Here is a 12459-nt window from a genome sequence, read left to right on the forward strand (position 1 = left end):
TTTATAAATGGAGAAAGACTTTGCGGGTGTGCGCAAAGTCTTTTTTACTTCTTCATAAAATCTTAAGAATTTTTGATGCTATTTTTTAAAAAATGATTGATACACTTTGGCTATATGAAATGATATTGAAACAATTGTAGAAATGGCGACGAAGTATGGAATTTATTTCGGTGGTATTATTTTTAGCATTGCTAGTATTTCGTATTTGTGTATACAGAAAAAAAGTACGGTAGTAAATAAATAGGAATGAAATGTTTAAAACTACGTATTTTGTGATATCCTTCATAATAAACTAGCTCCTTTCGTAATGTAGCTCTGATTTGGTTTGTTTTTTATAGTTATTCAGTGTAACCAAATTAACCTACGAAATTACGGGTAAGGAGCTAGTTTCGTTCATGATAACTTTATCGCACGGTATTAGAGTTATAAATCATTGTAAAATGCCCAGGTAACAATTCAATGTGGCATGGTGTGTGCAGGGCACTTTCTCCATCTGTATCCACTTCTTTTTCCTCTTTCGTTTCAATGCGAATAGATTTTGCTTGTGCATGAAAAATATCATTTTCATCAGTGTCTTCAAAGAGTTTCTTGTTAATATAATCTCTAAATGCTTGGAAACCTGTTGATCTTACAGCAAAAATATCAAGGGAACCATCATCACATTGTACATTCGGAATGAAGGAAGGAATTCCACCAAGATATTCTCCATTTCCTATCATTACTAAGACAGCTTCATCCTCGTATATTTGTCCATCATACGTAATCTTGACAGAGAAAGTATCAGCATTTTTAACGGTACGAAGTGTACTTAAATAGTAACCAATTTTCCCAAGCTTTGCTTTTTCCTCTGCGTCAATGTTATGAGATACTTCCGAAACAAGTCCAATTCCCCAAAAATTTAAGAAGTATTGGTCATTTGCTTTTGCAACATCAACTGGCTTTGTATCTCCTTTTACAATCACATTTGCTGCATGAGCAATATTTTGTGGAATGCCAAGTGTACGAGAGAAGTCATTACAAGTTCCTCCTGGAATAATGGCAAGAGTTGGTCTTATTTCAAGAGGAGCTAGTCCATTTGTACATTCAAAAACGGTTCCATCACCGCCAAAGACAATGATTAAATCAACTTCACTTGCAAATTCTCTACAATATTTTGTCGCATCTCCTTGCTCTTTTGTATGAAGGATTCGTAAGTCGGGAAAAGTGGCTGCTAGTGGCGGGACAATTTTTTCTAGATTTGTATGTAAATCACCTTGTCCTGCTTTTGGATTGACAATGAGTAGAACTTTTTCAAACTCTGTCTTATTCATTTGTATCTCTCCCTTTGCCTCTTTAGTAATAATGCATGATAGAAATACACTTTCTGGAAGTGTCAACTTACTTTTCTGTTACAACGGAAGCGATGTATGGCAAGTTACGATATTTTTCTGCGCAGTCAATACCGTATCCAACAATGAATTCATCAGGGATTTGGAATCCTACATATTCTGCTTGTAAGTCTACTTTACGACGTTCTGGCTTATCCAGTAATGTACAGAATTTCAATGTTTTTGGTTTATGCATGAAGAAGTGATCTTTTAAGAAATGAAGTGTTAAACCAGAATCAATAATATCTTCTACAACAATGACATTTTTCCCGGTAATATTGACATCGATATCTTTTAGTAATTTAACTTTCCCCGTTGTTTCCGTTTGGTTACCATAGCTAGATGCAGAGATAAAATCAATAGTTACATCGTTTTTAATATGACGAATTAAATCAGCGGCAAAGACGAAAGAACCTTTTAATACAGCAATAATAATGATTTCTTCTCCAGCAAAATCACGCTCAATTTGGCTTGCTAATTCTTTGACTTTTGCCTGTAGTGTTTCTTCGGAGATTAATGTATCTTTTATTTTAATATTCATGAGAAGCCTCCTACGTTATAAAACTTATGAACATTTCGACTGTAAAGGATAGAGAAAGAAAAGTCAAAACATGATGATGAGAAGTGAAAATTCAATATTTTTTAACAAAATCCTCCGTAAAAGGTCTGATGATATGATATAATAGTGGTAAGGAAAACGTTTTCATGAAAGGTGAGAGTCATGAAAAAGAAACAGTACACAAGTGTTACATTTATAAAAGCATTATTTCTAACAATTGTTCTTGGGTTGCTAGCTTATATAATTGATATTCCTGTGCTTCGAGTTTCGTTAATTGGAATGACTTTAATTCTTGGAGCTATTTCTCATGGAATGATGCGTCAATTATATGAAGCGGGATTAAATAATAATAAAAAATAAAGTATAATGTAAGGCCTTCATTTATAAGAGATGGAGGTTTTTTTATCCCGCTATTTTAGGGCAGCCCGATTGGTGAGGGCTCATAATTAGTGGGGGATGAAGAAAACCACTACTGATTAAAGTTTCACTTTATTTCTTACAAAAATGTAAGGTGAATTGTAAGAATAATCGATAGTTGAGTAATATTATTTCGGGTACTATAAAAAGTGTAAGGAAAGAGACAAACCCATTTTAGGTAAATGTAGTTTTAGGCATTCTATGCGAAAAGGAGTAGGAGGGAATGAAGAAACGTTGGACAAACTTTGCTTTTCTATCTACTAGTAATACTATCATACTAGATGGAGAGATGACTCTTTCTCACTTATTTGATCAATCAGATGATGAAACTTCTTCAACATTTACAATGAGATGGTGTAAATGGGGCGAACATTGTAATTTGGAAGAAGGGACCCCTAATCAAGAGCAAAGAATCATCTTTACTAACCCTATTAAAGCATGGATTGTCCAATATCAGAAGTGTAACGTCAAAAATCACTTAAAGAAAACTGAGCCAAGACAATTTTCTTCGGATACTCCTATTCTAGAATTGCATGAAAGTAACAATTAAGTACTGAGACACGAAAAGGCACTGTAGAGAAAATCTACAGTGCCTTTTCCATTCTGTTCATAAAAAAGGTTGTAGAGAATTCTTTCTCTACAACTTAAAGAATAGCGTTTAGGCGCTCTTATTTTTTGAATGAATAGGATAAGCACGAATGCTTTGGAATAAACGTGGTGACGTTGTATATAGAAGCAATAGCAATACTGTACATAATGCAAAAGAAGCAAGCATTATACTACCATTTACAATGAAAGAGTATAGAAAGGCTGATTGTCCTTTTGGTGCGTATTGTCCCCAGAAAATAATTCCCGCAATAAAATGGCAGAAATAGCGTGCAAAACTGCCGATCAATGTTCCCAAGATTATATACAAGAGAACTTTTTTTCCTTGGTTATTTGAAATGGCTTTTTGAATTGAGCGATAAAATAAGCCAGCAAATCCAATAAAAGCAAAAGCAATGAAGTATTCAATAACCGCTTGTATTGGCGTTAAAATATAGGCATCTCCGAAGACAATTTGTAATAACCCCCAAATAAGCCCTCCTAAAAAGGCCATTTTGAATCCCCAGCGATACGCAATAATAAAAATAGGGATCATAGCAAATGAAACAGAACCGCCTGTTGGGATTTTAATTGATAATGGTAAAATGTCGATGATTAAGGCGAAGGCTGCGAGAATTGCAGATTCAATCATCGCTTGTAAATTGGTGTTACGCATGTTGACATTCCCCCTAAATCCAAGTTGCACAAAAAAGAATTATGTACCATAGGGAGATATAAAATACGTAATGAAGAAGAGGAGATGTATTTTAACGTTTGCACAATCCCTACATTAGCATTAACTAACAGGTTCTAAGGGTCGGAACAAATTGTTCCCTCTCAGCCATATAGCTCCCCCTGTGATAACGAAATTCTTTATTTGTTAAATTTATTTTAATCGAAATGGATGAGAAGGGCAAATGAATCTTGTATTGCCACTATTTCAATATAAGTGTACGAAAATGTTAACAAATAGAATAGAAAAGCTATAGTGTATGATTTATACAGTATGCTATAATTTATTGAAAATAATTATCATTATCTTTTAAGGGGGGAGATTATGAGTTTGGTTGATATTCAAATAGGTGAAAAAGTATTAGTGAAAAGTATGCAGGCATTAGATAAATTGTTAAAACGGAGATTAGTTGCATTTGGTCTTTCAGAAGGAAGTGAATTGCGTGTGAAACAAAAGGCGATGTTCAAAGGGCCGTTTACACTAGAGTGCCGCGGACAATTCATTAGTATTCGTCATTGCGATGCGAAAATGATAAAGGTGGAATTAGTGTGAATAAGGTTGCTTTGTTAGGGAATCCAAATACAGGAAAAACATCGTTATTTAATGCATTAACAGGTTCTTATGAATATGTAGGAAACTGGAGCGGGGTAACGGTAGAAAAAAAGATAGGGAAATTGAAAGATAAACAAGGAACATTAATTGATCTACCAGGTGTATATGATTTAAATCCTGTTTCTCGAGATGAGGGAGTCGTTACTCACTTTTTATTAACAGAGGAATTTCATTATATGTTAAATATTGTTGATTCTTCTCAATTTGAGCGCAATATGCATTTAACATTACAGCTTTTGGAATTTGGAAAGCCTATGTCTATTGGTTTAAATATGATTGATGTGGCAAAGCAACGCGGAATTGTGATTGATGTAAAAAGATTATCAGAAATATTGGGAGTAACAGTTGTTCCTGTTGTTGCAAGAAACGGGAAAGGTTGTGATGAATTACTAGCTACTCTTCATGAAAATAATAGGAAAGAAATGAACTCATTTATTCTTTCATATGGTGAACAAGTAGAGACAGCAATAGCAAGTATCATGACACTTTTTATGAAAGAAAATTATGAGCATTTAAGATGGCTAGCGCTTCAATTTTTAAGCAATAATGAAGTGGTGGAACAAGAGGTAATGGGATTATCTATTTATCATGAATTAGTAACAATACGCTCTCAGTTAGAGAAAAAACTGGATTGTACGTTAGAAGAGCATATGTATAACACGCGTGCAACGTATATTGAAAAGTTAAAAACAAGTGTCATTCAACATAAACAGGAAGGGAAAATTCCTTTTTCAGAAAAAATAGATAAGTTGATTGCACATAAAATTTTTGGACTGCCCATCTTTTTAGCAGTCATGTTTTTCATTTTTCAGGTTACGTTTACGTGGATTGGCACACCATTATCGGATATACTTGATGAATTTTTTAGTGGACAGCTTACAGATTGGGTTACAGCTGGGTTGATTCATATAGGAGCTTCTGATTTTATTCAAGCGCTTATTACGGAAGGAATTATTGCTGGCGTTGGTGCTGTATTAGTATTTGTCCCACAAATCTTTGCTTTGTTCTTTTTTATTTCATTATTAGAGGACTCCGGATATATGGCGCGAATCGCAGTTGTGATGGATAGAATTATGGAGTTCTTTGGTTTAAACGGAAAAGCGTTTATTCCAATGATTATCGGTTTTGGTTGTAACGTTCCGGGAATTATGGCAGCAAGAACAATTGAACAAGAAAAAGAACGACTGTTAACGGTCTTCGTAACACCATTTATGTCTTGTTCAGCGCGTCTACCTGTATATGCATTATTTGCAGGAGTTTTCTTTCCTCATAGCCAGGCGACTGTTGTATTTTCTTTATACATCGCCGGTATTATACTTGCATTACTTGTTACGAAAATCATGTCCATGACGATTTTAAAAGAAGAAAAGTCTATTTTTGTTGTGGAATTGCCACCTTATCGCATGCCGCAAGCGAAAACATTATGGCTTAGCACATGGGAAAAAGGAAAAGGCTTTGTCCGTAAAGCGGGTACGTTTATTTTTGGTGGATCGGTTGTGATTTGGTTATTAAATTATGCTGGTCCATCTGGGTTTGGTGTTGATATGGGAGATAGTTTCTTAGCGATGATTGGTGGAGTCGTTGCACCGCTGTTAGCACCGCTCGGTTTTGGAACGTGGCAAGCAGCAGCATCACTGTTAACAGGGTTTTTAGCAAAAGAGGTCGTTGTTTCGACCATGGCAATTATTTATGCAGTAAAAGAAGATGCATTAGGAAATATTATGGGAGCGCACTATACAGCGTTATCAGCATATGCATTTATGTTCTTTCTTTTGTTGTACGTTCCATGCCTTGCAACAGTAGCTGTGATTCGCCGGGAAACAGGTTCGATAAAATGGACGATTTTCTCTGTTGTGTATCCACTTATTGTTGCTTATGTATTAACATTTGTCATATATCAAGTTGGGGCGTTACTCGGATTCTAGAAGGAGATGTATAATAATGATAGTCAATATTGTTATTGGTGCTGTCATTTTTGGTTATGCAGGATATACGTTATTTCGTTTTGTAAAGAGAAGTAAAAAAGGAAAATGTGCGGCATGTTCTTTAAATCAATCTTGTCAGTCGAAAACTTGTAGTCCGAATAGGAATCATACTGTGAATAAATAAAAAGCTTTGCGAAATTTGCAAAGCTTTTTTTATGTATCATTTCATTTTAACAAGCTACGCCGCGTCTACTCCATTTCTTCCTGAAAACTCTTTGCTAAGGTCTTTATCAAATTTCAGCACACCTACAGTTTTTTCTTCTCCTTTTACGGTGTCATATGCAGCATTCTCTACAATTGTAAACATATCTGCATAGCTACGGTTATTACCAATACTTGTGTTGCCTTCATATTTTTGTTTGATTCATTACAAGTACTTTCTTTCCGTCTAATGTTACAAGTTTCATTTTATATGAACGATTGATTTTTCTTGCAGTAACATGACAAATATGTAATGGAGTAACAAAAAGAAGGAGTGGGAAATTCGAACATAGGGAATTGTATACACATATTGTAATCAGAATGTAAGATTATTCTTTTTATATTTGAAAAATAAGATGTAAGGGCATGTTGGGTTTGATATAATGTACACAAGGTTATAAAAATGAATATTTTTACTGTGAAGGGAGATTTTTTAAGGCTTCTAAGTAGGGGATTTGAAATTAGATGTAAATATATAGGAGGAATTGAAATGTCTTTATTTAAGCGATTAAGGGATCTAACGATGTCAAATGTGTACGCACTCATTGAAAAAGCGGAAGATCCAGTTAAGATGACGGATCAATATTTACGTGATATGCAAGAGGATGTACAAGAAGCTGAGAAGAGTGTAGCAGCTCAAATTGCGCTTGAGAAAAAGTTTAAATTATTATTTGAAGAGCAAGAAGCACTTGTTAAAAAACGTGAAGAACAAGCGCATATGGCTGTTCAAGCAAACAATATTGATCTTGCGCGTCGCGCTTTAGAAGAGAAGCAAAGTGCAGAGCAAAAAATGAATGAATATAAAGCAAGTTATGAACAAAATAAAGCGGCTGCGGATAACCTTCGTGCTAAATTAGAAGAAATGCGCAAGCAATTAACAGAATTGAAAAATAAACGTGAAACGCTTGTTGCGCGTGTAAATGCAGCCAAAGCACAAAAAAGTATCAATCAAGCAATGTCTGGATTCGATGCTAATACTGCAAAAGCGGGGCTTAGCCGCATGGAAGAAAAAGCTCTTCAATTAGAAGCAGAAGCAGAGGCAAGCGGTGAAATTTATAAAAAAGAAAAGTCGTTAGATGAGGAATTTGCAGCTTTAAATAAAAACTCAGCTGTAGAGGACGAATTAGCGCGTATTATGAAGCAGTACGAGAAGTAATATAGAAGAAAAATCTTTCTTTTTTAGGAGAAAGAGTGTTTAGCTGTATATAGACGCAGCATTTTATGCTGTAAAAAAGTAATTTACTTTATTTGTATTTCGATACAGGGAATGAACATAGATATAAAGATAAAAGAACCGACATGACATGAAAAGTAATCATGTCGGTTTTCTTATTATGTTCTTAGAGGAGGTTTTTGTATGACGTGGATGAATGTGTTAGCGATGTTTGTCTGGACAGGAGCAAGCGCTATTCTTTTATTTACACTGATGTGGATTGATTCTATTTTTACAAAATATAATGATGTAGCAGAAATGAAAAAAGGAAATATAGCTGTGACAACACGATTTATTATGAAATTATTTGCACAAGGATATATTTTGTCGCAATCGATTACAAAATCAAATGATTTATGGCAAGCACTTTTAGCCTCAGTTGTATCATTTGTCATTTTATTAGTTGTAGAGATGTTGATTGAATTGATCTTAAGAAAAATAATGGGATTAGATTTAGAAGAAGGAACAAAGCAAGGGCATGTTTCGCACGCTTTATTAGCGGGCTCATTACATATTGTTGGAGCACTTATTTTAGCAGCTTGTCTATAACAGAAAGAGGAGGGATAAAGCATGAGTTTATTTAAGCGAATTAAAAATATAATAAAAAGTCCAGAACCTGCTAAACCAGAACGATCGTTATTAACGTTAGCTCCTGGAGATATGATTGAAGTTTCATTAATAATGTATGAATTAATTGGAAAAACAAGCATGCATTCTCGTAATGAAATTGTATTAACGTTGCAGGATGGGAAAACGATTCGTTATTTAAAAATTGAAAATCGTGAAAGTACGTATTATAAATTATATACACCGATTGACGGGCGTTTAGATTCGATAGATGAGATTCCAACAACAATTGAAATGGATGGTATCGATTATCATCTAGAAGAGCACTATAGTGGACGTGCTGTTGTCATGGGAAAAACACCGTTTGCTGTTTCAGATGAGCAATATGTATGGGAATTTCAATCCGATAATCGAAAATTACTTCGTATTGAATGGCAAGATGGACGCACAATGATGTATGAGGGAGAAGCAATTCTTTCTGCGGATGTACAAATTATAAGGGCAACATAAGGAGGCGATAATCATGTCAAACCGATTGTTTACCATGATTAAATCGCTCGGTATTGCTACTTTTGTAATTATTGGAATACTTATAGTTGCTGGCTACATATTATTGGGAGAGGGAAATGAACAGTCCATTCAAGACCGCTACCCATTAGAATCAGTTGCAAAAGATGGTAAGCAAGAATCATATGTATATAGGGCTGCAAACAAAACAGTTCCTCAGGTTGCAAAGGAATTGGTAGATGAAAAAGAGCCAAAGCAAGTGTCAAAAGAAGACGAAAATCAAATGTTTCTTGTGTATTCTGATGAGATTTATAACCTTCAAAAAGATAAAGAAAAACCATCGGATACACTGATTGAAATTAGCAATAAAGAATTTGTTCGCCAAAATTATCAACCATCTTTTTTACAAGGGTATATTGTCGGAAGTATTTTAAATGATATATTTGGTTCGTATAAATCGTCGCGTGGTGATTATCGCGGATATAATGATAGACAAAATCATAAGCCAGTTATCCCGGAAAGACCGCCTACAAAAGAGGAAAAGAAAACACCACCGCCTATTACAAAAGAGGGAAAAGGGTCGATTATTAAAAGAAGTGATAAAATTGATTCCAAACCATCTGTAGGAGATCAAGGAAGTATTACGAAAAAAGAGAATAAGAAAGTTCCACCATCTACAGGAAAGAAAGGAACAATTACAAAATCACCAGGTGGTAATAGCTCAGATGTGAAGCCCAAATCATCGATTAAAACTCCGCCAAAGAATACATCTCCCCCTAAAACACGGGTTGGTGGTGCAGGGAAAATTACGAAAAGAAGATAGTGAGAAAGGCCCAAGAAGAGTGGTATCAATTTCTTGGGCCTTTTTTGCGTGTAATTAATTATCGAGCATTTCATAGGATTACAAGCAATAAGGAAGCCAAGGCTATTCTTCTGCTTTTAAGAATAGTCTTGGCTGTATATTAATGAAATATAAAACTTAGAACAGTCAAGAATATCGCAAATCCTAAAATAACCCCTACAACTTTTATATGGCGCTTTTTCCCCATGACAACAATTGCGATATATTCACGAATCAATGCGTTTGGCCAATAATAAAAAGCCGTTTTTGAACCAATTCCTTGGCTATTTAGACCAGCTTGTTTGGCATATAAACCAGCGCGAAATAGGTGGAAGTTATTTGTTGCAAAGATGCTGTTGTAATTTCCGTCTGGTTTTAATGAATCCATAATTTGCTTTGAGAACAGCATGTTTTGGTACGTATTAACTGATCGGTTTTCTTGCACTGTATGTTCAATCGGAATTCCTTGTTCCACAGCATATTTTTGCATTGCTTCAGCTTCAGGAAGGTTTTCATCAGGTCCTTGTCCACCGGAGAAAATAATTGTAGGTGGTGAAGCAACTGCAGCTTGCTTATGATAGAAATCAATTGCTTTATGAATACGGCTTGCTAGTAGTGGTGGAACTTTATCACGAATTAACCCACTGCCGAGAACGATAATGAAATCTTGATTGTATTTTGGCCTATTAAATTGATAAAGAAGATAGGCAGTGAAGAAATTTAGAACATGTATAAAAAAGTACAAAATAATGAGCGAAATTGCGCCGAATATAGGTTGAAAATGAGAAGAAAACAAGCTTGCCGGGTCAAAAATAGCCAGTAGTATCCATAGTAAAATGAATATACCTAAAAAGAGTGTTAAACAATTAGAAAAGCGTCGTCCTTCTTTTTTCATTAATGTTTTTGCATTAAGAAATAGTCCTATTACTAATGCAATTATGCCGAAAGGTAACATCAGTATAAAAGCTAAAAAAGGTATTACAAGAATCCAATGTATGTTTTCATTATCAAATTGAAAAGCGACAATAAGACAAAAAACGAGAAATGAACAGAAAAAAGTATTAAATAAAAAGCCGTTTATTATTTTTCTTGGATCTTTTAAATAAGAATAAAGAAAAATAATGAATAAAATAAGAGGAATCATCCCAAAAATAATCAAGTAATATACACCTCATTTTTATAATCTTTGTGTTAATTGATCCGATATTTCATGGCAACCTCATTAAAGAGGAGCCATAATCAGTGCTGATGAAGAAAGTCCCACTACTGATTAAAGCTTCGCTTTATCACAAAGATTATATTACATGATGAAAAAGATAGTTCTTAGAAAAAAGAGGATTTAGAATTTTCTCAATAAATAGTATGGAATAATATGATACAATGTATTCAAAGCGATATATTAAAAGTAAAATGGTTTTGGACACTCTACGGAGTGTCTTTTCTATTTATATCGCGGAAATGATATTGCTTATCTCACTATTTTAGGGCAGTAAGACTCCCACCTCAAGATCCAAAGAGAAGCAAGGAAGATAGATGGGAGCTCATAATCAGTGGAGGATGAAGAGAAAAAACTTGGATTTGTAGAAGTGCTATAAGGCAGAATTGTTCCTGATAGGCTATTTATTAGATTCCGTGCCAACTCATTCTGGGTTAATAGGAAGGGGGACAAATAGAGAATAGAGCATCTCGATAAGAGGTGCTTTTTTCAATTTTAGATTAAGGATGCTATTCATTTTTCACTATAATAATAGGAATAAATATTTATACTAAACATTAGCAATCTTCCGTATAAATATTATCAATTTACTATATCTTCCATTAATGTTACATTGAATTTGAAAAGACTTTCTTTTTCAAATTACTACCCCTAACAAACTTTTGAAAAAGTTAGCTGTCTCCATACTTGTCATTTATGCCTTAACAAAAGAGGGATCATATGATTCCTCTTTTGTTTTTTTCGACAACATATGACAAATAACATATGTATAATTTATTATTATGTTAAAGGGATATAATAGTGCTTTTTAGTAAAGGAGACGTAGAAATGAACTTCAAAAAAATATTGATGACAGGTGCAATTGTTGCCGCAACGACATTCACATCTATTGGAAATGCACAGGCACAAATTACTTTTTCAGATCTTCCGAATCATCACTGGGCGTACAAAGCGATTATCGAATTAGCAAATAAAAATATTGTTTTTGGATATGGAGATGGAAATTTTGGATTGGGAGATGAGGTAACGCGTGAACAAGTTGCAGCTCTTATGTTCCGTCATTTCAAACCAGCGGAAAAAGAATATTATCATAACCCTTATAAAGATGTGAGCAATCATTCAACTATATTTAAAAAAGAAATTTTAGCTTTAACAGAAATGGGTATTTTTGCAGGAGACGAAAAAGGAATGTTTAGGCCCAAAGACTCGCTAACTCGTGAAGAAATGGCGCAAATTTTAACAAGGGCGTTTCAATTAGACGTAAGGTCAGAGCATACTTTTTCAGACGTAGATAGAAAATCATGGGCAAATGATGCGATTAGTGCTGTGCAGTCCAATCGTATTACTAATGGAACAGGCAATGGTATGTATGCACCAAAAATGCATGTAAGTCGTGAACAATATGTGCAGTTCTTATATAATGCGACATTACCCTTTGAAAAAAGACCAGTTGCAAATCCAGTCGTGAAACCAGAAACAAAGCCGAACCGCTTTGCGAACTGTAAAGAAGCAAACGCTGCTGGTATTTATGATATTACGAAAGAGAGCCCGTATTACGGCAAGCATTTAGACCGAGATGGTGATGGCATTGCTTGTGAACGAAAGAAAGCAGGAAAATAATAGAACCCGTACTGCACTGTTTAAGGAATTCGGTTT

14 protein-coding genes, 1 pseudogene and 1 riboswitch are annotated in these 12459 nt (G+C 34.6%); of the genes and pseudogenes, 10 read left to right on the top strand and 5 right to left on the bottom strand.

Annotated features, from left to right (window positions below):
* Window positions 1-404 precede the first annotated feature (404 nt).
* Window positions 405-1310 carry a diacylglycerol/lipid kinase family protein gene (locus tag MR056_RS10575; RefSeq protein WP_012095937.1) on the bottom strand — a complete coding sequence of 302 codons (906 nt, stop codon included), beginning with the start codon at window positions 1308-1310 and terminating at the stop codon, window positions 405-407.
* 67 nt (window positions 1311-1377) lie between these two features.
* Window positions 1378-1908 (bottom strand): hypoxanthine phosphoribosyltransferase, encoded by a 531-nt coding sequence (gene hpt / locus MR056_RS10580; RefSeq protein WP_012095936.1) that lies wholly within the window; start codon window positions 1906-1908, stop codon window positions 1378-1380.
* Between the two features lie 180 nt (window positions 1909-2088).
* Between hpt and MR056_RS10585 the strand changes: the two genes are divergently transcribed.
* Window positions 2089-2286, top strand: a complete 198-nt coding sequence (locus MR056_RS10585) for a hypothetical protein (RefSeq protein WP_012095935.1) — start codon at window positions 2089-2091, stop codon at window positions 2284-2286.
* A 280-nt stretch (window positions 2287-2566) separates the two neighbouring features.
* Window positions 2567-2893, top strand: coding sequence for a hypothetical protein (locus MR056_RS10590; RefSeq protein ID WP_041810091.1), 327 nt, complete (start codon window positions 2567-2569; stop codon window positions 2891-2893).
* Window positions 2894-3001: 108 nt separating this feature from the next.
* Here the strand turns inward: MR056_RS10590 and thiT are convergent, their stop codons facing one another.
* Window positions 3002-3604: an energy-coupled thiamine transporter ThiT gene (thiT, locus tag MR056_RS10595; RefSeq protein WP_012095934.1), complete on the bottom strand. Its 603-nt coding sequence runs from the start codon at window positions 3602-3604 to the stop codon at window positions 3002-3004.
* An 88-nt stretch (window positions 3605-3692) separates the two neighbouring features.
* Window positions 3693-3794: riboswitch (TPP riboswitch) on the bottom strand.
* 191 nt (window positions 3795-3985) lie between these two features.
* On the opposite strand from thiT, the gene MR056_RS10600 reads away from it, so the two are divergent.
* From MR056_RS10600 to MR056_RS10610, 3 genes are read left to right on the top strand one after another with little or no spacing between them, the layout of a single operon-like run.
* On the top strand, window positions 3986-4213 hold the full coding sequence (locus MR056_RS10600) for a FeoA family protein (RefSeq protein WP_012095933.1): 228 nt from the start codon (window positions 3986-3988) through the stop codon (window positions 4211-4213).
* Window positions 4210-6198, top strand: coding sequence for a ferrous iron transport protein B (feoB, locus tag MR056_RS10605; RefSeq protein WP_012095932.1), 1989 nt, complete (start codon window positions 4210-4212; stop codon window positions 6196-6198). The genes MR056_RS10600 and feoB overlap by 4 nt, the downstream gene beginning before the upstream one ends.
* A gap of 16 nt (window positions 6199-6214) precedes the next feature.
* The gene (locus MR056_RS10610) at window positions 6215-6382 is read left to right on the top strand and encodes a FeoB-associated Cys-rich membrane protein (RefSeq protein WP_012095931.1); all 168 of its coding nucleotides are present in this window, start codon (window positions 6215-6217) and stop codon (window positions 6380-6382) included.
* 54 nt (window positions 6383-6436) lie between these two features.
* Here MR056_RS10610 and MR056_RS10615 read toward each other — a convergent pair.
* Window positions 6437-6619: pseudogene (locus MR056_RS10615) on the bottom strand (lipoprotein BA_5634 family protein); the annotation flags it as partial.
* Between the two features lie 330 nt (window positions 6620-6949).
* Here MR056_RS10615 and MR056_RS10620 point away from each other — a divergent pair.
* From MR056_RS10620 to MR056_RS10635, 4 genes are all read left to right on the top strand, one after another.
* Window positions 6950-7615, top strand: a complete 666-nt coding sequence (locus tag MR056_RS10620) for a PspA/IM30 family protein (protein WP_041810089.1) — start codon at window positions 6950-6952, stop codon at window positions 7613-7615.
* Between the two features lie 201 nt (window positions 7616-7816).
* Entirely contained in the window at window positions 7817-8221 is a 405-nt protein-coding gene (locus MR056_RS10625) for a DUF350 domain-containing protein (protein ID WP_012095928.1), read from the top strand.
* A 21-nt stretch (window positions 8222-8242) separates the two neighbouring features.
* Window positions 8243-8749: a DUF4178 domain-containing protein gene (locus MR056_RS10630; RefSeq protein WP_012095927.1), complete on the top strand. Its 507-nt coding sequence runs from the start codon at window positions 8243-8245 to the stop codon at window positions 8747-8749.
* Window positions 8750-8762: 13 nt separating this feature from the next.
* The gene (locus tag MR056_RS10635; RefSeq protein ID WP_012095926.1) at window positions 8763-9569 is read left to right on the top strand and encodes a DUF4247 domain-containing protein; all 807 of its coding nucleotides are present in this window, start codon (window positions 8763-8765) and stop codon (window positions 9567-9569) included.
* Between the two features lie 139 nt (window positions 9570-9708).
* Here the strand turns inward: MR056_RS10635 and MR056_RS10640 are convergent, their stop codons facing one another.
* Window positions 9709-10746 (bottom strand): YdcF family protein, encoded by a 1038-nt coding sequence (locus MR056_RS10640; RefSeq protein WP_048721643.1) that lies wholly within the window; start codon window positions 10744-10746, stop codon window positions 9709-9711.
* Between the two features lie 885 nt (window positions 10747-11631).
* Here MR056_RS10640 and MR056_RS10645 point away from each other — a divergent pair.
* Window positions 11632-12423, top strand: coding sequence for an S-layer homology domain-containing protein (locus tag MR056_RS10645; RefSeq protein WP_041810087.1), 792 nt, complete (start codon window positions 11632-11634; stop codon window positions 12421-12423).
* Window positions 12424-12459: the final 36 nt, after the last annotated feature.

The organism is Bacillus cereus group sp. BfR-BA-01360 (assembly GCF_022663595.1).
GTDB classification, from domain to species: domain Bacteria; phylum Bacillota; class Bacilli; order Bacillales; family Bacillaceae_G; genus Bacillus_A; species Bacillus_A cytotoxicus.